This is a genomic window from Undibacterium sp. TC4M20W, assembly GCF_049340245.1.
Lineage (GTDB): Bacteria > Pseudomonadota > Gammaproteobacteria > Burkholderiales > Burkholderiaceae_D > Undibacterium.
The window spans coordinates 97,548-119,752 of record NZ_JBMPPI010000018.1 but is presented as its reverse complement, the minus strand read 5'-3'; the positions used below and the strand labels follow the sequence as shown (position 1 = coordinate 119,752).

Sequence of the window (22,205 nt, the reverse complement as noted above, 5' to 3'; positions counted from 1 at the left end):
CTCGCTGTGACGGGATAGGACTTCTTGCGGATTTACAGGCTGACTTTAGGAAAGTCGATTTCCACGCGTGTGGCCTTGCCCAGGATATTCGTCAGGATATTCATGCCCACATGGGTGATGACTTCGACAATGTCGGCATCGCTGTAACCGTGGTCGCGCATTTCCAGAATGTCTGTCGTGCTCACTTCACCTGCATGCTCGACCAGTGAGCGGGCAAATTTCACGGCAACGGCGGCTTTCGCGTCCTGGCTGCCGCCTGCACGATTCGCTGCCATCTCTTCATTGTCCAGGCCAGTGCCACGACCTATCGCGGTATGGGCAGAGACGCAGTATTCACAGGAATTTTTTTGCGCTACTGCCAAAGCGATACGCTCGCGGGTTTGCGGGTCCAGGCTGCCTTCACCAGCAATCCCATGCAAGCCCAAAAAGGCGCGCAAGGCAGCAGGGGAATTGGCAAAGGCTTTCAAAAAATTCGGCACCATGCCCAGTTTTGTTTGTATCGCTTCCAGCAGGGCCAGTTGTTCAGCATTGGCGGTTTCTTTGGTAACGAGATTGATGCGGCTCATGATATTTCCATTCAATAGAGGTTGATGTTTATGTTGAAGTCAGGGTATTGATATGCAATTGCATGGACCACAGTTTGTGCGTTTCACAAAAATATAGGAATAACCTAAATCCTGAATTCATTATTCCGATAAATGGAATAATTTAAAGTTTGCTATCTTCCTCCGGAGAAATGCAGGAACTATTTCAGCTAAGATATGTCTGTATTTGCGCCTAATTGCTTGTATTTCATGGAAATTAATCAAGTCACGATGATCAATTCGCTATGAAGCAATGATCAAATCATGCGCATGACCTAAGAATTTAATTTGGAGTGTATTTTGTTTAAAACCCTTGCTCTTCCGCTGGCGCTGGCTGGTGTTGTTTCCTCTGCTTATGCTGACGAAGGTCAGTGGCAACCCTACCAGTTGCCACAACTGAAATCTGAACTGAAGCGCATAGGCATCAATGTGCCCGCAGAAAAACTGGCGGATTTGCAAAAACACCCGATGTCAGCAATGGTGTCGCTCGGCGGTTGCTCTGCTTCTTTTGTATCGAACACTGGCCTGGTGGTAACCAATCATCATTGCGCTTATGGTGCCGTGCAAAGAAATTCAACCGCAGAAAAAAACTATATTGCAAATGGTTTCCTGGCCAAGACACTGGCAGATGAATTGCCCGCAGGCCCTGATGCGCGCATGTACATCACTGAAAAAGTCGAAAATGTCACTGAGCAGATCAACAAGGGCTTGACCGCCGCCATGTCTGGCCGCGCCAGGGCTGAGCATGTGGAAAACCGTATCAAGGCGCTGATTGCTGAATGTGAGCAAGACAAGGCTTACCGTTGCTCGGTACCGAGCTTCCATCGCGGTCTTGAGTATTACCGCATACGTCAGATCATGATACGTGACGTGCGCCTGGTGTATGCACCGTCAGACAAGATAGGCAATTTTGGTGGTGAAGTCGATAATTTTGAATGGCCGCGCCATACTGGCGACTATGCCTTCCTGCGTGCGTATGTGGGCAAAAATGGCCGCCCCGCTGATCTGTCTGTCGAGAACGTGCCGTATCAGTCAAAAGACTTTCTGGTCGTATCTGCCCAGGGTTTGAAGAATGGTGACCCCATCTTGCTGGCGGGTTATCCTGGCCGCACCAGCCGCTATAAACTGCCGGCAGAAATACGCTTTGCCCGTGATGTCAGCTACCCAGCCAAAGTGGCAGAGTCCAAGGCAGACCTGGCCGTGATTGCTGCTGCAACCTCTGGCAATGCAGGCGCAGAAGTGCGCTACGCCAGCGTCGTCAAAGGTATCAATAATGGTTTGAAAAAAACTGAGGGTTTGCTGGAAGGATTTGCCCGCAAGGACATCGCTGCCATCAAGGATGGCCAAGATGCAGAATTCCGCCGGTGGTATGCCCAACATGGCAGCAACAAAGATTTGCTGAAAGAGCTTGATACCGTCATCGCCGCCGACATGACCATGTCGGACGAAGAATTTGCCTGGAATGTTGCCAGCACCACTGAAATGCTGAAGAGCGCACGTACCCTGTACCGCCTGGCAGTGGAGAGCACAAAACCGGATGCAGAACGCCAGCCCGGTTACCAGCAGCGCGACATGAATATCATCGCTGGCAAACTCAGCCGCCTGGAACAATCCTATCTGCAAAATGTTGATCAGGCCAGGTTCACTGCAGCGCTGCAAAGATACAGTAAATTGCCAGTAGCATCCCATCCAAAAGGTCTTGATGTATTGTTGCCGACACCAGAAAGTGTCGCCAGCCTGTATCAGCAAAGCGGCCTGGGTGAAACCTCCAAACGCCTGGCCTGGATGGGCAAGGACCGCAAGGCTTTTGAACAATCCGACGATGCTTTCGTACGCCTGGCCGTGAAGCTGCACGACATTGCCATGTCACTCGAAGACCGCCGCAAAGAGCTCGATGGCAATCTGGAACGGGTGATTCCGCAATACATGCAAGCCGTCATAGAATGGAAAAAATCCCAGGGCAAGCCAGTTTATCCTGATGCCAATTCCACCCTGCGCGTGACATATGGCACGGTAGCACCTTACTCACCGCGTGATGGCGTCATCAAGGGCCCGTTCACAACAGTCGAAGGCATAGTAGAAAAGCACACTGGCAAAGCGCCTTTCAACATGCAGGAAAATTTATTGACTGCCGTGAAGGAAAAACGCTACGGCGTGTTCAAGGACAATGTCCTGCAAACCGTGCCTGTCAATTTCCTGTCCAGTGCTGATACAACAGGCGGCAATTCCGGTTCTGCCGTCTTGAATAAAAACGGTGAACTGGTAGGTTTGAATTTTGATTCGACCTATGAATCGATTACCAAGGACTGGTACTTCGACACCGCCATCACTCGTGCCATCCATGTCGATATACGCTATATGTTATGGGTCATGAAAGAAGTTGATCATGCCGATAATCTGTTGAAAGAAATGACGATCAAGTATCCGGCGAAATAAGTGGTTTGATTCATGTGAAAAGCGTGCCCCTGAAATGGGGCACGCTTTTTTTATCTTTCAGGGTTTGCGCGGTGTCTGCTCAAAATGCCGGCTACTATCCGCTGTACTCAGCCAGGACAGTTTATTCTCACAATAAATATCCATGCGCGGCGCCAGACTTTCATGCTGATTGACTGTGCCCAGATACAGCATACTCAAGCCTGCATAAGTTTCCTGATTCGAGTTGTACAGTGGCGTGCCGCAGTCAGTACAAAAATGGCGTTGGGTACGCGATGTGACGGTATAGCTTTTCAGCAGTTCCTGACCCTGGGTGAATACCAGCTCAGCTTCCTTTACCACGACATAAGATGATAATGCTGCGCCCGTCATACGGCGGCACAAGCCGCAATGGCAGGCCACGATTTGTAATGCGGGGGCCGGGTAGTGATAGGCAATTTTTCCGCAACTGCATTGACCGCTGATTGTTTGCATAGTGTCTCCAATTTATTATTTATTCACTCAGGCACCCTCCCACTCCAGGCCTTTGCCATGTCCCCAGATCAGTGGGGCGACATAGCTGTCTGCCCAGGCCTCGACCTGGCCTGCTGGCATGGGACGGGCGACGCCGTAACCTTGTGCCAGTTCGCAACCCAGGCGCATCAGGGCTACGCCATGTTCGGCACTTTCCACGCCTTCTGCAATCACGCCACGGTTAAAGGCGCGTGCCAGGCCGATGACGGCGCTGATAACGGCCAGGTCGTCCTTGTCTTCCAGCATATCACGGACAAAGCTCTGGTCGATTTTCAGGGTATCGGCGGGCAGGCGTTTCAAATACGATAGTGAAGAATAGCCGGTACCAAAATCATCAAGTGCAAAGCTGACGCCGATTTGCTGACAGGCCAGCATGACTTCTCGCACATGTTGTATATCCTTGATGGCAGCAGATTCGAGTATTTCTATTTCCAGGCGTTCGGGGGCGACATCGGGGTAGGCTGCCAGCACGGCACGCAGGCGCTCGACAAAATCCTTGCACTGGAAATGGCGGGCCGCGATATTCACGCTGATAACCCAATCCACATGCAGATGCGTCCATATCCGCAATTGCTCCATGGCCTGTTGCAAGACAAAGTCTCCAACATCGATGATCAGGTCTGTATGTTCTATGAGTGGCAAGAAATTCAGCGGGCCAACGATGCCCTGCTCAGGATGCTGCCAGCGCAACAGCGCTTCCATGCCGACGATGCGGCCCTGGCGCATATTCACCTTGGGTTGGAAATATAAACGCATCTCGCCCTGTTGCAGGGCCTGGCGCACGCGGGCGCGCTGGTTGTGATGGGTGCGCAATTGCTGGTCTTGCTCGGCGTCGAATAAATGAAATTGATTGCGGCCATTCAGCTTGGCCTGGTACATGGCCTGGTCGGCACAGCGCAGCAGGGTATCGGCATTCACATCGTCACGTGGATAAATTGCCACACCTATGCTGGCTGACAGGCTGATACTTTGCTGTTCTATCTCATAGGCTTGTGCCAGTTCTGCCAGCAACAATGCGAGGTTTAATTCCACACCGGCGATGTCATGCTGGTTTTGCAATAGCACGACAAACTCATCACCACCAAGACGTGCTACATGATGTTCGTTGCCCGCATTGTCTTCCAGGCGGCGCGCGACTTGCTGCAATAATTTGTTGGCAAATTCCTGGCCATGGCTTTCGTTGATGGCCTGGAAGTGATCAAGGTCGAGCAGGCAAACTGCCAGCCAGGTTTCCTTATCATGCGCAGTCTGGATTGCCGTGCTGAAGCGTTCTGCCAGCGCCGCACGGTTTTCCAACCCGGTCAGGATATCGTGCCCTGCTTGCCAGCTCAGTTGTTGCATCAACTGGCGTTTTTCACTGACATCGCGGAACACCAGCACACAGCCTGTGACCGTACCATCTCTTTGCCTGATCGGTGCGGCCGTGTAATCGACTTCAAATTGCTGGCCGCCACGTGCCGTCAGGATTTGGTTATTCGCTTGTAGGATTTCGCTGCTCTGGCAAATCTGCTGCAAAAATTCTCTGAGTTTGTCGCGCTGCTGGACATCGATTAAAGCAAACACGTCGGCCAGTTCGTGCGCCTGTGCTTCCTTGCGGTTCCACCCGCAAATTTGCTGCGCTACCTTGTTGAGCATCAGTATGCGTCCATCGACATCTGTACTGATGACGGCATCACCGATAGATGCCAGAGTGGTTTCCACTCTTTCATTTGCTGCCGCCAGCGTGGCCTGTGCCTGGTTGCGTTCACTGATGTCGATCAGGGCACCTATGCTGCCTGTGGCTTCGCCATCGACATTGGTGAAACTGGCCTGATAATAAATGACATCCAGTATCTGACCGGCAGCCTGTATCTGGATTTCCCTGACCAGCTTGCCATGTTCATTTTGCAGGGACGGCGTGGCGTCATTGTCGATTGCCAGCACTGGCATGGGGCGACCAACGACATCGGCAGCATTCAGGGCAAACAACTCTTCCCAGGCGCGGTTGATGCGCTGGCAGACGCCGTGCTGGTCTTGAAAGAAGATGGGAATAGGCAGGGCGTGCAGCAATTGCCAGGTGAAATGCAATTGCTCGCTATTGGCGCGCTGGCTGCGTTGCAAGGTCATAAGCAGGGTCTGCACTTCATTCGCCATGCCGTTGAAGGTGGTCGCCAGCGCACGCGCTTCTGCCGTGCCAGTGACTGACATGCGTATCGAATGCTGGCCTTTCTTGAATTTGTCAGTAGCATCCGCCAGCCTGCGCAGGGTTTTGACATTCGAGCGCAGGATCAGGCCCAGCAAAAAATAAATAGTAAAAATAATCAGCAGCGAGATCTTGGCCTGGCTCATGACTTTTTGCCAGATATGGGTATTTTCGCTGGCGATGCTGGTTTCCAGGCTGAGTGTGCCGATGTCGCCATTTGTCAGCTGGACCTGCCTGGATGTGCGCTCTGCATGCAGGGACAGCAGGCGGTTGAACCAGGCAGGGGGACTGGCTGTTGTTGCAAGCTGATCCTGGCCCTGTATCTGTCCCAGCTTGTATTGCCAGGTAATGCGCCAGAGTACCGGGCTGGCTTCTACTTCCTGTATCAGTAGCTGGCGTATGGCTTCGCTATCGCTTTGTGCTGACAGGTTGCTGAGGGTAGGTATCAGGTAGTGAGAGCTATGCCTTAATTCTGTAGAGATTCTTTGTTTTGCATCGGCGACTTCACTGTTGATCATCAGGTAGTAGCGCAGGGCGCTAACGGCGATGATCAGGAAAAATAGGGGCAGGAATAAACGGGTATACACTCCTCGCTGTTGCCATCGCTGTAAAAATTTTTGTAATGTTTGCACAAATTCAACAAATTTCAGTGAATTAAAACAGTTTGGTTGAGGAGGCTTGCAGAAAGCTAATTGTGAGTAATTGTAACCTGAAGACTAATATTGCCGTATTGAAAAAAATTAATACACGGTAAATAGATTTTGCCGCTTTTTTGTGCAGGCCCTGCGAGGCTGCCATCATGGAATATAATGTGCGCTCCCTATGATCCTGCAGTTTGGAGTGCACTCATCATGAAACTCTACCGTTACCTGACTGGTCCGGACGACAAGACTTTTTGCGTGCGCGTCAGCGCCGCCCTGAATCAGGGCTGGACCCTGTATGGCGGGCCTACGCTGAGTTTTAATGGTCAGCAAACCATCGCCGGACAAGCCATCATCAAGGAAGTCGATGGTGAATTCTCACAAGACCTGGACTTGTCCAGCCTCTAGGCGCGGCCCTGAGCAGACTTATACGCCATAGCAATGAATCAAAAACATGAGAATTTCCCGACTGCCCTGGAAGCCTTCTTCCTGATCATTTTCTTGCTCGGGGCTGAGGTATTGTTGAATATGCTGGTACACGACAGCAGGTTCATCACTGGTGTGAGCATGGATGAAGTCGATGGCGTCATCATGGTATTGGCGAATGGCGTGCTATTTACAGCGGTGTTGCAATACAAGGGCATGAGCTATAGAGAGCTATTCCATTCCGCCGCAGCGCTTACGCCTGCTCGTCTGTGCCTGATCATGGTGCCGGTCATGCTGCTGATACCGGGGCTGGAATTATCATTGAGTTTCATCGGCGGCGCGCTGGAAGAGTGGCAACCTGTGCCTGCTGGCCAGCAAAGAATATTCGATGAGATGATGAGCAATGGTGTGCATTCCATCATCATTGCCTGCCTGGTTGCGCCTGTGCTGGAAGAGATGTTGTTCCGCGGCCTGGTCTTGCGCAGTTTTTTGCAACAATATTCGCGCAAGCTGGCTTTTCTGATGTCAGCGTTGTTGTTTGGCATGGCCCACATGAATATCTATCAATTCCTGTGCGCTTCGGTGTTAGGCCTGGTTTGTGCCTGGCTGTATGATAAAACGCGCTCCTTGTGGCCGGGCATCGCTTTGCATGCAGGGTCGAATGGCGTCGCCCTGTATGCGTACAGATGGGCAGCGACGCGAGGTATCAGCGGCTCTTGGCATCCATCGACAGCGCTTTGTATTGCGGCCCTGGTATCCACCAGCATAGGTATTTACCTGTTACGGCGCATGCTGGTGGTGAAAGACCTGGGCTAGAACTTGCTACAAATACAGAAGCCATTCGGCTTCTGTACAGGATTAGCAAAATCAGCAAAATCAGTAGTAAAAACTGCCAATCAGGCCAAAGTGGTTGCCGCTGAATTTCTGTTTGCCATAAGTCGTTTCAAACTCTTCTTTGACGGCGCGGACTTTGACTGACCATTGCGGGTTGAACAGATACTCTGCTTCAAGTATCGCACCGTTGGAATTATTAAAGCTACGGTTGTACTGTGAACCAGCGCCACTGCCGCTGAGTTTGACGTTTCTGTTAAAACGCGCACCTGCGCCTACGCGCCATTGCTCATTGATATGATAGTAGCCGAGTAATTCGACAGGGATGCGGGAGAAAGTTGCATCGCCATTACTTGCTTCAGGCGTGAAGCGGGCGTGGTAGCCGATATTGGCCTGACCGGAGAAATACTGGTTGTAGCGGTAATCTGCACCGGCAGACAAAATCAGGCCAGTACCAGCCGAGACGTTGGAACGTGTGCCATCGGTGTAGCTGACCGTCGTGATCGTGTCGCCACCAGCACTCAGGCCCATACTCAGGGCGAGGCGCAATGGTTTTTGGTCAGCTTGGGCGCAAGCGATCATAGGCAGGCTGACTGCACAGGCGAGCAGAATTTTTTTCATAAATAATAGTGATTTGAATAAGAAGAAACCCCATGCAAACATGCCAGCATGCTTTTCACATCACATCACATCACATCACATGAATATGAAAGCTGTGCTACCAGATTGAACGAGGGGCGCAAGTATAGTGGCAAGCGTGAGGACAAGACAAGCCCTGATTGCTGCTCAGGCCTTGTCAGGTTTCGTGTAGAAGAGCTGCGGGCCGCAGATGAGCCCTGCCTGCCCCCGGCGAGAATGCCGGGGCCGGTGATGTGGAGATCAGACTGGCTGCATTTCACGCTTCAGGCGGCGTGGTACTTCCCAGTCGAGTTCGGTTTCACGCTTTTTTTCCAGCGCATCGATATGCTTGAGTTTTTTGCCTTCGACAAACTGGCCGGACAACAGCAGGCGCGGTTTGCTGGCAGCAGAGACGAAACCATGCGTGGCCCAGCGTGAGCGCGGCAGGCTGGTGGCAGCCAGGATGCCATAATCGGCACCGCAACTGATGCCTTTTTCGGCAACCAGGGATTCGCCAGTCTTTATGTATTTGGCGGCATAGATGCTGCCCTTGGTAGCAATCCAGCGCCCACTGTGAATTTCACCGCGCAGGCTGCTGACTTCGCCAGTAGCACGCAGATAACCCCAGGTACTGATATCACCCTGACTATGGATGCTGGCAACATCAAGGTTGCCCTGGCAGATCAGATTCGCTGCAAACAGCGCACCCTCAACCTGGATATCAGTTTCACTGAACAACTCACCCTGGCAATTGCAATCGCCAGCAACGTGGATGGCAGCTGCCGACAAATGGCCGCCAACAAACTGGATTTCACCCACTTCAAGCACATCATCCAGTTGTACATTGCCATGGCAATCGAGGTCGGCACAGGCAACATAACCCAGTGCCTGGATATCGCCAAAACCGCCAAAGGCATCATGATGATCATAGCGTTTCAGTATGGCTGGATGTACCAGGATATCCATATAGCTGCTGCCATCGGCGGCTGGTTTGCGCTGGTCCAGTTCCAGCATGCGAGCCATCCAGTCGGCACTGCAACCGGTCTTGATGAGGTATTCAACATCGATATTGCCACCTGCATCCAGCGCATGGCCCACATACAGGGATTGCACGCGGATATCACCCGTGACCGTCAGCTTGCCGAGGCAAAACACTTCTTCTGCCTCCAAATCGCCATCAATGAGGCAATCACCGCCAACGATGAACTGGGTGGCAATCACGGCATCACCCTGGATATGCACGTCACCCGTGCTGGCAAATTGCTTGCGTTTCAAACGTGCGGTTTGTACCGGGGCAGGTAAGTCCAGAGCGGCCAGGGCTGGCTTCTTGGTTGCAGGAGTAGTGCGCTTGGTCATGGGGGCCTTGGTGTAAAGATAAGTGATGACGGGATTACTGAGCCGCATTATCCCTGAAATGCAGGTGGATCAGCAATCCATCATATGCGGTCAGGACGGCAGCGCATCCAGCCGCCCGCTTTCTGCCAGTTCGCGGATGATGCGCACGGTCTCTACATCGGCTTCCTGATACGCCGACTTGCGGTATTCGTTATACATTTTCGCTTCAGCATCTTCTGCTTCAGCGTTGCCACTGTCATAGGCAAAACGGACAAACAGCGCATCTGGCTGTGGTTCTTCTATGCTCATGCGCAATGAAGACTGCGGGATGTCTTTTTGCGCCGCGACATCGTAATGTACATGCTCAAGATGGACGAGGCTGACGCGGTCAGTGATTTCCAGCGCGCCGTATTTCAAAGTGCGCGTCATGCTGGCTTCATTGCGGTCCATGATACTGGCGTCATCAAGATAAGAGACAAACAACCTTGGCATTTCTGCCCGCAAGACCAGGCCACGCCATAATTGTTCGCGAGTGATCACCTCTACCGCAGCATTGCCGAGGTCATTGATTTCGACTAAATGTTCAAATTTCATGGAGCACCTTTATTCTGATGCCGCTAGTTTACTCCAGCTTGCCCTTGCCTGCTCTTGCTTCCCTGGTCCATGAATGTGGATTCAGGTCTTGAGTATGGAATCAACCAGAGTTAAAAATGCCTGGTAGCGTATAGGTTTTGCCATATAGGCATCACAGCCGGCAGCGCGGAAGCGCTCTTCATCACCACTCATGGCAAAGGCGGTGAGCGCAACGATCTTGATGTGAGCAGTGCCAGCGGCAGCTTTTAGCTGCTTGGTAGCGGTCATCCCGTCTATGCCAGGCAATTGCATGTCCATCAGGATCAGGTCAGGCAATTCTATTCTGGCAACTTGCAAGCCTGCCTCGGCATCGACGGCCTGCAATACTTCATAACCGGCATTCTGCAACAGGAATGCCGCCAGCTTCATATTGACCGGGTTGTCTTCAATGATCAGTACACGCGCCATCTTACTTGCCCCTGCCCGCCATGGCCCGCCTTACTTCACCGATGAAACGGCCGTGATTGAAATCAGATTTTTCCATGACTTTTTTGACATCACCATTCAGGCGTATCCTGTCGTCGGCAGTTACCTGCTTGGCGGTCAGGATAATAATCGGGATACTTGCTGTGACTGTATCACTTTTCAGGGCCTCCACCACATCAAAGCCATTAATTTCAGGCATCATCAAGTCCAGCACGATCAGGTCTGGCTTATGCTGATGTGCCATATCTATACCTTCCTGCCCGCCCAGGGCGGCCAGGGTTTTATAGCCAAAGATATCAAGTTGCGTGGTTACCAGCCGCACGGCTTTGGGATCATCATCGACCACCAGGGCAGTTTTTTGTGCAGCCGCAGAGTCTTTGCCAAAGCCCATGGCACTCAGGGCAGCAGTCAGGTTTTCCCGGGCGATGGGTTTTTGCATGACATGGGCTGCGCCCAAAGACAGGCCACGGCCACGGTCGGCCACGATGGAGATGATGACTACCGGGGTTGAGGAAAATAAGGGATGCTGTTTGAAATTTTCAAGAAACTCCCAGCCATCCATGCCCGGCAATAAAATGTCCAGGGTAATCAGGTCGGGATGTTCCTGTTCTGCCATGGCCAGCGCTGCTTCTGCCGTGGTAGCGCGGACGATGCGGAAGCCTTCGCTTTCCAGTTGCACACGCAAGACTTCGGCGGCCTGGTCATCGTCTTCTATGACCAGTGCGAGCAACTCGCCCTGCGCATGAATCAGGCTGTTACTGGCGACTTTACTGCTGGTACTGCTGGTACTGATGACAGTGCTACTGTCATCAGCATCGACATTGGCATTGGTGCCCGTAGCAGCTTGCGCTCTGGCTTTGAGTGGCAGGTTGGCGGTACGCCATGGCAGCAAGACGGTGAAGGTAGAGCCCTTGTCAGCAATGCTGGTCAGGGTGACAGTGCCTTCATGCAGCTCGGCCATGCGTTTTACCATGACCAGGCCCAGGCCGGTGCCCTGATGTTTGCGCGACAGGCTATTGTCTATCTGGGTGAAAGGTTTGAACAACAGCACTTGTGACTCTTCTGGTATGCCTATGCCGCTGTCGCTGACCATGATTTCCAGATAATGTTCAAAGCGCCCGCCTGCTACCAGATAGCCATCAATCCGGCGTACCGAGATATGTACACGGCCACCCTCAGGAGTAAATTTGACGGCATTTGACAAGAGGTTGTAAATGATTTGCTTGACCTTGACTTCATCAAGCCAGATATCGTGCAGATTTTCCTGGATCTTGGAAGTGACCTGCAGACTCTGCAGGCTGGCCTGCTCCCTTACCACCTGCAAGCTGGATTGCACCAGTGAACCGATGTCCGTAGGTTCCAGATTGATCTGCATCTTGCCGGCTTCTATCTTCGACAAGTCAAGGATGTCATTGATCAGTGCCAGCAAGTGTTTACCGCTATTGAAGATATCTGCCGAGGCATCTTTTTGCTGGACGGACAAGCTGCCCAGCAAGCCGTCCTTGAGTATTTCAGAAAAACCGACGATCGCATTCAACGGGGTGCGCAATTCATGCGACATATTCGCCAGGAATTCAGATTTCATGCGGCTTGCCTGTTCCAGTTGCTGATTCTTGGCAGCGATTTCTTCACTACTGCTGCGTAATTGTTCTGCCAGCAGTTTGAGGTCATTGTATTGCCGCAGATTATGCAGGGCGACACCGAGCTGGCTGGCCAGCCTTTCCAGAAATAACTGTTCGCCAGCAATGATATCGTTGGTGGTTGCCAGCACCATGACTGCCAGACGGTGATCCTGGTACAACACCGGTACCATCAACACATGCCTGGGGCTGAAATTTCCCAGCCCGGTTTGCAGGCTCAGGCGGCTGGCATCAAGCGAATTGGTTTTACCGGTCAGGGCAACCTGGCCCAGCATGCCCTCGCCCAGCTCAAATTCACGCGGGATATCGCTGGCCAGACCATAGCTGGCCTCACAGCGAAAGCGTGCATACCATTCGTCGAAACTATACAGTGCCGACATCAGGTAGCCATGTCGTTCGGCCAGCAGGTTCAATAATCCATCAAAGATTTTATGCCGCTCAAAGCTGGCAGCAAACATGTTTTGTGCCTTGACCAGTGTGTCATCATAATGTGCAGCGGTACGCAGTTTGCGCTCGGTATAAATGAACTCGGTCACATCCACATTCACCGACAAGCCACCGATCAGCTTGCCTGCCACATCACGCAAGGGGGCAGTGCTGTTCGAAATGGTTTTACGCTTGCCATCAAAGCAGCGTATGTCAGCCAGTTCATTGAGTATGGTTTCACCTGTTCTCAGGGTGCGTGCCATGGCCCATTCATCAGACTCGATACGCTTGCCGCTGTCTGGCCACCAGCCTGCATATTCGCCGTACTGATCTGTACTGACGAAACGGCTGCCGCCCCAGATGATCCTGGCACCGGGGTTGATGGTCGTCAGCATGCCGTCACGGTCAGAGATCAGGACACCGACCGGCAAAATGTCGAGCACCTGCTTCAGCAGGGATTCACTGTCACGTACGGCTTCTTCTGCCAGTATGCGCTGGTTGACATCACGCTTGAATTGCCACCACAGCAGGGCACCACCAGCAAGGGTAATGACGAGTACCAATATGCCGATGTTGCGCGCCTGCAAAAAATTGCTATCGACCTTGGTTTTGCGTTGTTGCAGCAGTACGCGTTCTTCTTCTTCCATGCTGTTGATTTGCGCCAGCAGGGCTTCCATGATGATGCGCGGGGTACCACTGATCAGTTGCCTGCGCACTGCTGCATAGCCATCTACCTGATAAACCTGCAAGGTATTGTCCAGTGCGTTCAGTCTTTCTTCGAGTTTTTGCACGAGGTTTTTATACAGCAGTTGCTGACGTGGATTATCCGTGGTCAGCTCGGCGATGCTTTTTGCTGCCTCACGTACCTGCCTGGATTTGCTGTCGCGCTGTCCGGTAAACACATCATCGCCAGTGATGAAATACAGGCGTTGTATGCTTTCCAGTTCCAGCACGCCTGACCTGACGTCATTTAACTGATCAAGCACCTGGTAGGTGTGAGTCACCCATAAGGAATTTTCACGATAGTCTTGCAGTGAGCGGTACATTTGCCAGCCAGCGGATAAAAGTAAGACCAGCCCGAACATAAGCCCTGCGAGCAGTCTGAATTCGGTACTGATTTTTTTCATGATGCATTTTCCATGGTGGACATAGTTGGACTAGAACTTCATGTAAAACTTCTTGAACATTATGCTAATGATCTGGTGGCCTGCCCAACCTGGGTTCAGGAGCAAATGCAATCAGGGTACCCACACTCAGGTCCAGTACAAAATAATCCAGCCTGTGTTGCCCGTCCAGACGGGTTTGTACGCGACGTTTACGTTCAGCTGCATAGGCGTTTTGCAAGACTGCTGGCAACTCTTCAATTTGCGCACCTATATTGATCTGTGTCTGATCAAGCTCCCTGAGCATGCGGATGGCAGTACTATTATATTTGCTGACAACACCATCGACCATCAGGCAGGCTCCCATAGGCAGATTATCAATCGCATCTGCCGTCATGTCCTTGTGGATGGAATACATGAGTGCATCCAAGGTACGGAAAGCGTGTGCAGTGCCTGCATTATTCAGAATACCGTTGTATTCTTTCAACAGTCGTTCACGTTCACGGTTCACTGCATATTGTTTCAATGCCAGACTCACCGTTGCCTGCAATTCTTCATCCAGCCAGGGTTTGGTCACCACCATGAACGGATGGGCCTGGTTGACGACTCTCAGCACACTGTCCAGATCGGGATAGGCAGTCAAGATCAAACGCACGATATCCGGATGTTTTTCTTTGGTATTGATTAAAAAATCAGCAGCAGCCCTGTCGCGCGGTTCACAGATCAGTACGCCTACATGGTGCTCTGCCATGATGGCTTGCGCCTCCCGCGCATTGTCAGCGCTGAGCAGAGGGTGTTGCAAAGAACTGAGCAATCGTAATAATGCTTGCAGCAAACCGGCATCGTCATCAATCAGCAGGATAGCGGGAAGTTGGGTTTCAGGCATCGGCATGCAGTTCGTAAATAGCAGCAAAGCGGTGGGCCTCTGCGACAAAACAGGACAATACTGCCGGATCAAAATGCTCAGGCTCGGTACGGCCATCGCCTTTGATAATGATGTTCATGGTGTGCTCATGATCCAGTGCCGGTTTGTAGGGGCGGCGGCTGCGCAAGGCATCATACACATCGCAAATCTGCATGACCCTGGCCGCAATGGGGATGGCTTCACCCTTGAGCCCGTTTGGATAACCGCTGCCATCCCAGCGCTCATGATGGTTCAGGGCGATCTCTGCACCCATCTCGGTATATGGTGAAGTGCCGCTGGACAGTATGCTGGCACCCAGCGCGCAATGGGTGCGCATGATATTCCACTCGTCGTGATTAAAACTGCCGGGTTTTAACAGCACATGATCAGGTATGCCTATCTTGCCTATGTCATGCATGGGGCTTGCCTGGAAAATTGCATCATGAAATTCGCCGGGTAAATCCATGGCTTCTGACAGCGCGCGGCAGTAGTAACTGATGCGGCGTACATGATGGCCGGTTTCTTCATCCTTGTGCTCAGCCGCACGCACCAGTGTAAACACAGTATCTCGGTAAGCGTCTTCCAGTTGGGCGGTGCGCTGTACCACCTGGCTTTCCAGAATACGATTATGGTCATTCAAAAAATCACCGTACTCCTTGAGACGCAAGAGATTGCGTACCCGTACGCTAAGGTCGGCACTGTCTATGGGTTTGGTCAGGAATTCTTCGGCACCTGCCTGCAGGGCGCGCAGTTTGGAGGCACGGTCATCCAGTGCAGTCAGCATGATGACGGGTACAGGCTGGGTCAGGGGATTGGCCTTGAGTTCGGCTACGGTGGCATAGCCATCCATGCCCGGCATCATGATATCGAGCAGGATAAGGTCAGGCTGGGAAAAAGCAGCAATTTTGAGCGCGTCAGCGCCATTGCCCGCACTCAGTGTAGAATAACCCTCAGCACGCAGGAGTACTTCCAGCAAGCGTATATTTCTTGCTTCGTCGTCAACCAAAAGGATACGAGCAGATTTCTGGTCTTTCATAAAAGCCATCCCCCTGAGTAAAAGAATAGTCTTAGCTTAATCAATTGTCTAGCCTTTATTTCTATCTTTTTGGCAACAATTTTCCTATTGTCAGTATGTGATTGTGCTTGTTGGCTTGCTGCTTGATCTGTGCGGATGTTCACATATGGCGTAAGTAGTCGTGTGATTAATCATGCAAATAAGCCCTCAAGTAAGTGTCCGATCTTAAAGGTGCCCTGGCTATTGCAGGCTACAATAGCGCCTGCAAGTTTTTGCAGATCAACCCGCCTCTCTTTTTGTCTTCCCCTATGTCGCATGGCCTGAACACCCCCCAAAGTAATGCAGTCAAGTATATGGATGGCCCTTGCCTGGTGCTGGCCGGGGCTGGCTCGGGCAAGACGCGGGTGATTACCCAGAAAATCGTCAACTTGATAGAACTGCATGGCTATGATCCAAAACATATCGCCGCCCTGACCTTTACCAACAAGGCCGCGCTGGAAATGCAGGAACGTATCGCCAAACTGCTGGCCGAGCCGCGTCAGGCCAGGCAGTTGACGGTTTCGACCTTCCACTCGCTGGGGGTGAAGATACTCAGGCAGGAAGCACAGGCTTTGGGTCTAAAAGACCGCTTTTCCATCATGGATAGTGATGATTGTTTTTCACTGGTGCAGGATCTGGCAATCACCACCGACAAGCAATTGATACGGCGCATACAGACTGCCATGTCCCTGTGGAAGAATGGCCTGGTCGATCCTGAGCTTGCGTTGAAGCAGGCGCAGGACGAAGACGAGGCGATTGCCGCCAGGGTATATCGCAGCTATGTCGCTACCCTGTCAGCCTATCAGGCAGTGGATTTTGATGATTTGATACGCCTGCCGGTAGAGCTGTTCCGCAGCAATGAACAGGTACGCGACAAATGGCAGCGCCGCCTGCGTTACCTGCTTGTCGATGAATATCAGGACACCAATACCTGCCAGTATGAACTGGTGAAATTGCTGGTTACAGGTGTCGGCAAAAAACCAATGTTCACTGCCGTTGGTGATGATGACCAGGCTATCTATGCCTGGCGCGGCGCCACCATAGAAAACCTGACGACCCTGCAGGTGGACTTTCCGAATCTGGAAATCATCAAGCTGGAACAAAACTACCGTTCCAGCACCCGCATCCTGCAGGCGGCCAATTCCGTTATTGGCAATAATCCCAAGCTGTTTGAAAAGTCGCTGTGGTCTGAGCATGGCCTCGGTGACCCGGTCAAGGTACTGGGCATGCAGGATGATGAACAGGAGGCCGAGCAAGTCGCCATCATGATTTCTGCGCATCGCTTTGAGCGCCAGGCCAAATATTCTGATTACGCGATCCTGTACCGAGGCAATCACCAGGCACGTGTCATCGAGCAGGCCTTGCGGCGTGAACGTATTCCTTACACGATATCTGGTGGCCAGAGTTTCTTTGACCGTGCCGAGATCAAGGACATCATTGCCTATCTGCGTCTGATCGCCAATGAAGATGATGACCCGGCTTTTATCCGCGCCATCACCACCCCCAAACGCGGTGTCGGCCTGGCCACGCTGGAGGTGTTGGGCGAATTTGCCGGACAATGGCAATGTTCGCTGTTTGCCGCCGTCTTCAAAGGTGGCATAGAAGCAAAGTTGCCCGACAAGCAGTTACGGCCTTTACGGAATTTCTGCACCTTCATCAACCAGGTCGAGGCCCATGCCCACAGGGAAAGTCATGCCAGCGAATTGCTGGATGACCTGATGAAAGAAATCAATTACGAAGGCTACCTCTACGACAGCTTTGAAGACCGTGCTGCACAAAGCAAATGGCAGAACGTACTCGACTTTACCCAGTGGCTGAAAACCAAGGGTAGTGGCGGCAAGGACGGCAATGACGATCACCGCAGCCTGCTCGACCTGACCCAGATGGTCGCCCTGATGACCATGATGGAAGGCAAGGACGAAGAGCCAGATGCCGTGCGCATGTCCACCCTGCATGCATCCAAGGGATTGGAATATCCGCATGTATTTCTGGTTGGCGTAGAAGAGGGTATCTTGCCGCACAAGGGCGACCCTGATGCACCGCCAGAGACTTATGCCGCGCGTATAGAAGAAGAGCGCCGCCTGATGTATGTAGGCATTACCCGCGCGCAGCGCAGCCTGCACATCACCTGGTGCAAAAAACGCAAACGTGCGGGTGTGCAGGTGCATTGCGATCCATCCCGTTTTATCAAGGAAATGAAACTTGATGAAGGTGATGCCGTGCCCGCAGAAAGCGAAGTCATGACACCCAAGGAAAGGCTGGCTGGTTTAAAAGCCTTATTGAGCAAACCCAGGGAATAATGCGCTGATTTGGTGCATTTTGAGCTCATGGTCAGGCAAAAATGTTAATATTGCCTGAGGCGCAAGAATAGTTAGCATAGTTTGCGTCCCAAAAGATAAGTAGTATTTTGCAAAAGGGATTTATGCACCGTTTGCTTGCCTTGCTGATGATAATGTCCTGCAACCTGCTCATGCAGCCAGCACAGGCGCGGGCGGCTTGTGAACGTGTGATCGTCTCAGCAGACCCTGCCTATCCTCCCTTGCACTGGCATGATGGCAAACAGTTTCAGGGTGCCAGTATTGCCATCGTCACCCGCATTCTGACTGACCTGGGGCTGCCCTATGAATTGCGTTATCTGGGGCCGTGGAAGCGGGTATTGAATGCCGCCCAGAATGGCAACATCGACATCATTGCCACCCTCAAAAATACCCCGGAGCGCCGCAGTTTTTTATTGTTCAGTGAACTGGTGCTGAATAATCCTGTGGCTGCCTTTGTAAAAAAAGACCGCCCCATGCCCTATGCAAAATGGGAAGACCTGGCAGGTTTGCGTGGTGGCATCGCGCGCGGCAACCGCTTTGGCTCTGCATTTGATGAATACATGGATAACCGCCTGCAGATCAGCGAGACAGACAATCTGGAAACCGCCTTTACCATGTTGCTGGCAAACCGCTTTGATTATGTGATCACAGGTTACCATGTCGGTCAGGCTTATATGGCCTCGGCGAATATCGATGACAAGCTCGTACCTCTTCAACCATTTTTGATAGACTCACAAAACCTGTTTGGTTTTGTTGCACAAAGCCCCTGCGCCATTCATCTGTCCGCTTTCAACAAGCAATTGGAGAAATTGCATAAAGAAGGTTTCATCGAACGTGCTTTGTTGCAAGCCCGCGCCGACTGGCGCAAAGCACCCGTCATAGGAAAAAACTGATTTCATGCCGAACTCACCATCAATACCATCGTCATCCACGCCCCACCTGATCACCACGAGCGAACAACTGCAAGCCTTGTTTGATACCGTTGGTGCTGCATCCATCAAAAAGGAAGTGCCTTATATTCACCCTCACTACCAGGCCATGATAGCAGCATCACCCTTTGCGGTACTGGCGACACGCGGCCCTGATGGACTAGATGCATCGCCTCGCGGTGATGCTCCTGGCTTCATCGTGGTTGAAGATGAAAAAACCTTGTTGTTGCCTGAGCGTCGCGGCAATAACCGCGTTGATAGCTTGCGTAATATCCTGTTTGACCCACAGGTTGGGCTATTGTTTTTAATTCCCGGTGTGGGCGAGACCTTGCGTGTGAATGGCAAGGCCAGCATTTCTGTTGAGCCTGCTTTACTGGACAGGTTTGCCGTTGATGGCAAAGCACCCAAATGCGTGCTGCGCATCGCTGTTGATACCGTTTACTTTCAATGCGCGCGCGCCATTATCCGCTCACACTTGTGGCAAAGCGCCAGTGAAAAAACTCCCGGCTTACCTAGCCCAGGCACGATACTGGCTGCTCTGACCAATGCTGAAGTTGATGGCGATAAATATGATAGTGAGTTGCCCGCAAGGCAGCGTGCCACTTTGTATTAAGCCGGACTTACGCAAAACCGCCCCAGCTGCGTTGCAGCTCCTTGCCGTACTAAAGTACTGTCTTCGTCGCTACGCCTTGCTGGGACAATTTTGCGTAACTCCTTTCCAGTAATCGATTGAGTTTAAAATCGTGTTTATTAGTAGTGCGCGAGCTTTCTGGTATCCTTTGCCGCCTGGCGCGATATCGGAAGCAGCTCAGATCCAGACCAGGGTCAGACCAAATAATTACATGGAACTTAAGATAATGACATTCAAGCCTACGCTTACTCAGTTAATACTCAAATATCTGGCCGCATTTGGTATTGCCATTGCCACCAGCAGTGCCTTTGCCCAGGCAGAGACGCCTGCCAAAGGTGTTTTCTGGGAAGTTAAATCAGATAAAAATACTGCCTATCTGTTTGGTTCCATCCACCTCGCCAAAGCCAGCTTCTATCCTCTGCCTGAGGCCGTTGATGCCGCCTATAAACAGGCTGACACCCTTGTCGTTGAAGTCGATACTACTGATACCAAGGCCGCAGAAAAAGCCATGCCTTTCTTTACCTATGCGGCACCAGACAAACTGGAAAACCATATCAAAAAGAGCACCTTTGAAAGCTTGCAATCCATGGTCGGCCCGGCGGCTGCGCAATTCCAGAGCCTCAAACCCACGATAGTCGCCACCGCACTCAGCATAGGTGTATTCAGGCAGCAAGGCTATGATGCCTCCAAAGGAGTCGATCTGCATTATGTCTTGCGTGCCAAACAGGACAAGAAAGATATCATTGAACTCGAAAGCACGGCATTTCAAGCCAGTGTGCTGGGTGGTCTGAGCGACGAAGATGCTGACGCCATGCTGGCGCAAACACTGGCGGGCTTGAAAAGTGGTGACACCCTGCGTGAAACCGCAGGCATGATCGCTGCCTGGAAAAGTGGCGATGCAGAAGGTCTCGCAAAAATCCTGCAAGATGCGGCCAGCAAAGATGTCGGTTCGAAAAAGCTCATGAAATTATTACTGGATGACCGCAATCAGGGCATGACAAAAAAAATCCAGGGCTTGCTCGGAGAAGGCAAGAAACTCTTTATCGTGGTTGGTGCAGGACATTTGTCGGGTGCCAATAGCATCATCGATTTGCTGGAAAAACAGGGCCTGGAAGTGAAGCAGATCAAATAAACTGCTACATCCAATTTGCAAAAGGCGCAGAGCTTGCAACTCTGCGCTTTTTTTGTTTTTTTGCAGTGTTAATCCAGTAATGGTTTTTTTCCCGCATCCCCTCAGGCCCGGAAAAGACAAAGGGACTTCCAAATGTGCATCTGTTACAAAAAATATGAAAAATATTTTACTGGCATCAGATAAATTTTTTTGCACCAACATGAAGAGAGAACGCAATATTGGCGGGCTTTTCAATTGAATTTGCACAAGCGTAGAGAATTTTTCAGATAAATCAAATCTGCTTGCCGCACCAAATAAATGCGTCCTTAGCATTATGTATTTTGGAAATAATGCCTATACGAATTATTGATTTTTGAGCGTAGTGCTGCTCACGTATATTGCATTCATCTGCCCGTGATCAGCTTGATTCAGCGATGTAAAAACCTCGGTGAGTACCGTCGAAAATATCGTCGCAAGTATTGTCGCAAACCTCATGGCGCAGTTGCAAATTCATTGATATAACCTGAGGAGTTTATTATGTCCCCACATTTCCGCCTGTATGCCTTTGTCACTACGCTGGCTTTTGCCCTGGCCACCTTGCCTGCCTTTGCCATGGAAGCCAATGAGGCGTTTGCCGCATCTGGTTGCGAGGCACCGAGCTACGATCAACGTACATTGAATGATGAAGAGCAGGGCATGGTCAAGCTCAACTACCTGCTCAATGACAAAGGCACGGTGATCGATGCAAAAATTATTGACTCCAGTGGTTTTCGCAAACTCGACAAGGCATCCTTGCGTGCGCTGAAGGCATGCCGCTTCCAGGTCGGTGCGACTCCAGGCTGGAATACCCTGGCATTCGCCTGGACGCTGAAATAATTGCAGTAATTGCCTGAAAGCTTGCGCAAGACTTCATTGTTTAATTGGCTTGCGCAAGCGTACAACTGCTGTTGATGGAGTCGTTGCGGGTATTTGTGTCAGAATGCTGTTTCAGCCTCATGGCATGGAAACGAATACAGCAAAATGATGTTAAATGACAAGCAGCAATCTGACCTGGCGCAAACTCTGCCAGAGCATCCGTGGATATCTCTTGAAACTGCACTGGATGTTGAAGCCTGGATGGATTTGCAGCACCGCGAATTACAGCAAGCCCTGGGTGACAAGCCAACTACCGGCCAAGGCATCTGCCTGAGCTTGCTACATGGCGGCGAGCTTTACCTGCATACCAACTCTGACGGTGATGTCATGCTGGACCTGACAGAAGAAGCACAATGGGTAACGCCGGTATTGACTGCCGTGACCCGCAGTAAGCCACCCAAGGGACAAGTCTGGGGTTTGCCAGGACATGTACTGATACAACTGATACTGGGTCTGAATAGCCTGATCTCCAGTAGCCGTCTGGTATTACGCCATCAATACAAGGGTGCCCGCATAGCCTAAGAGCACCCACTTCTGCACTCATCTCCGCAC

At 51.6% G+C, this 22,205-nt stretch carries 19 protein-coding genes; 9 read left to right on the top strand and 10 right to left on the bottom strand.

The annotated features are described in order from the left end of the window. Positions 1-32: 32 nt before the first annotated feature. The gene (locus tag ACO0LL_RS20070; RefSeq protein WP_422952591.1) at positions 33-566 is read right to left on the bottom strand and encodes a carboxymuconolactone decarboxylase family protein; all 534 of its coding nucleotides are present in this window, start codon (positions 564-566) and stop codon (positions 33-35) included. Between the two features lie 318 nt (positions 567-884). Between ACO0LL_RS20070 and ACO0LL_RS20065 the strand changes: the two genes are divergently transcribed. Continuing rightward, positions 885-3,020, top strand: coding sequence for a S46 family peptidase (locus ACO0LL_RS20065; protein ID WP_422952590.1), 2,136 nt, complete (start codon positions 885-887; stop codon positions 3,018-3,020). 57 nt (positions 3,021-3,077) lie between these two features. Here ACO0LL_RS20065 and ACO0LL_RS20060 read toward each other — a convergent pair whose 3' ends face one another. Both ACO0LL_RS20060 and ACO0LL_RS20055 read right to left on the bottom strand, forming a co-directional pair. Next, positions 3,078-3,491 carry a GFA family protein gene (locus ACO0LL_RS20060; protein ID WP_422952589.1) on the bottom strand — a complete coding sequence of 138 codons (414 nt, stop codon included), beginning with the start codon at positions 3,489-3,491 and terminating at the stop codon, positions 3,078-3,080. Between the two features lie 27 nt (positions 3,492-3,518). Continuing rightward, positions 3,519-6,299 carry a bifunctional diguanylate cyclase/phosphodiesterase gene (locus ACO0LL_RS20055; protein ID WP_422952588.1) on the bottom strand — a complete coding sequence of 927 codons (2,781 nt, stop codon included), beginning with the start codon at positions 6,297-6,299 and terminating at the stop codon, positions 3,519-3,521. Between the two features lie 264 nt (positions 6,300-6,563). Between ACO0LL_RS20055 and ACO0LL_RS20050 the strand changes: the two genes are divergently transcribed. Beyond that, complete coding sequence (locus ACO0LL_RS20050) at positions 6,564-6,761, top strand: DUF1737 domain-containing protein (RefSeq protein WP_422952587.1); 198 nt, start codon at positions 6,564-6,566, stop codon at positions 6,759-6,761. Between the two features lie 33 nt (positions 6,762-6,794). After that, the gene (locus ACO0LL_RS20045) at positions 6,795-7,595 is read left to right on the top strand and encodes a lysostaphin resistance A-like protein (RefSeq protein WP_422952586.1); all 801 of its coding nucleotides are present in this window, start codon (positions 6,795-6,797) and stop codon (positions 7,593-7,595) included. Positions 7,596-7,655: 60 nt separating this feature from the next. Here the strand turns inward: ACO0LL_RS20045 and ACO0LL_RS20040 are convergent, their stop codons facing one another. The 7 genes from ACO0LL_RS20040 to ACO0LL_RS20010 all read right to left on the bottom strand — a co-directional run bounded on the left by ACO0LL_RS20040 (position 7,656) and on the right by ACO0LL_RS20010 (position 15,731). Beyond that, positions 7,656-8,231, bottom strand: a complete 576-nt coding sequence (locus ACO0LL_RS20040; RefSeq protein WP_422952585.1) for an outer membrane beta-barrel protein — start codon at positions 8,229-8,231, stop codon at positions 7,656-7,658. Between the two features lie 258 nt (positions 8,232-8,489). Next, on the bottom strand, positions 8,490-9,632 hold the full coding sequence (locus tag ACO0LL_RS20035; protein ID WP_422952584.1) for a hypothetical protein: 1,143 nt from the start codon (positions 9,630-9,632) through the stop codon (positions 8,490-8,492). A gap of 42 nt (positions 9,633-9,674) precedes the next feature. After that, a complete protein-coding gene (locus ACO0LL_RS20030) occupies positions 9,675-10,157 on the bottom strand; it encodes an SRPBCC family protein (RefSeq protein WP_422952583.1) in 483 nt (160 codons plus the stop codon). Positions 10,158-10,238: 81 nt separating this feature from the next. Next, positions 10,239-10,604: a response regulator gene (locus ACO0LL_RS20025; RefSeq protein WP_422952582.1), complete on the bottom strand. Its 366-nt coding sequence runs from the start codon at positions 10,602-10,604 to the stop codon at positions 10,239-10,241. Between the two features lies 1 nt (position 10,605). Continuing rightward, a complete protein-coding gene (locus tag ACO0LL_RS20020; protein ID WP_422952581.1) occupies positions 10,606-13,815 on the bottom strand; it encodes a response regulator in 3,210 nt (1,069 codons plus the stop codon). Positions 13,816-13,879: 64 nt separating this feature from the next. Further along, on the bottom strand, positions 13,880-14,677 hold the full coding sequence (locus ACO0LL_RS20015) for a hypothetical protein (protein WP_422952580.1): 798 nt from the start codon (positions 14,675-14,677) through the stop codon (positions 13,880-13,882). Then, positions 14,670-15,731 carry a response regulator gene (locus ACO0LL_RS20010; protein ID WP_422952579.1) on the bottom strand — a complete coding sequence of 354 codons (1,062 nt, stop codon included), beginning with the start codon at positions 15,729-15,731 and terminating at the stop codon, positions 14,670-14,672. The genes ACO0LL_RS20015 and ACO0LL_RS20010 overlap by 8 nt, the downstream gene beginning before the upstream one ends. A 287-nt stretch (positions 15,732-16,018) precedes the next feature. Here ACO0LL_RS20010 and ACO0LL_RS20005 point away from each other — a divergent pair, with 287 nt between their 5' ends. The 6 genes from ACO0LL_RS20005 to ACO0LL_RS19980 all read left to right on the top strand — a co-directional run bounded on the left by ACO0LL_RS20005 (position 16,019) and on the right by ACO0LL_RS19980 (position 22,175). Next, positions 16,019-18,049, top strand: a complete 2,031-nt coding sequence (locus ACO0LL_RS20005; protein ID WP_422952605.1) for a UvrD-helicase domain-containing protein — start codon at positions 16,019-16,021, stop codon at positions 18,047-18,049. A gap of 122 nt (positions 18,050-18,171) precedes the next feature. Next, on the top strand, positions 18,172-18,960 hold the full coding sequence (locus ACO0LL_RS20000) for a substrate-binding periplasmic protein (RefSeq protein WP_422952578.1): 789 nt from the start codon (positions 18,172-18,174) through the stop codon (positions 18,958-18,960). A 4-nt stretch (positions 18,961-18,964) separates the two neighbouring features. Then, the gene (locus tag ACO0LL_RS19995) at positions 18,965-19,609 is read left to right on the top strand and encodes a pyridoxamine 5'-phosphate oxidase family protein (RefSeq protein ID WP_422952577.1); all 645 of its coding nucleotides are present in this window, start codon (positions 18,965-18,967) and stop codon (positions 19,607-19,609) included. Positions 19,610-19,853: 244 nt separating this feature from the next. After that, a complete protein-coding gene (locus ACO0LL_RS19990) occupies positions 19,854-20,759 on the top strand; it encodes a TraB/GumN family protein (RefSeq protein WP_422952576.1) in 906 nt (301 codons plus the stop codon). A 516-nt stretch (positions 20,760-21,275) separates the two neighbouring features. Beyond that, positions 21,276-21,614: an energy transducer TonB gene (locus ACO0LL_RS19985; RefSeq protein WP_422952575.1), complete on the top strand. Its 339-nt coding sequence runs from the start codon at positions 21,276-21,278 to the stop codon at positions 21,612-21,614. A 147-nt stretch (positions 21,615-21,761) separates the two neighbouring features. After that, positions 21,762-22,175 carry a hypothetical protein gene (locus ACO0LL_RS19980; protein WP_422952574.1) on the top strand — a complete coding sequence of 138 codons (414 nt, stop codon included), beginning with the start codon at positions 21,762-21,764 and terminating at the stop codon, positions 22,173-22,175. Positions 22,176-22,205 lie beyond the last annotated feature (30 nt).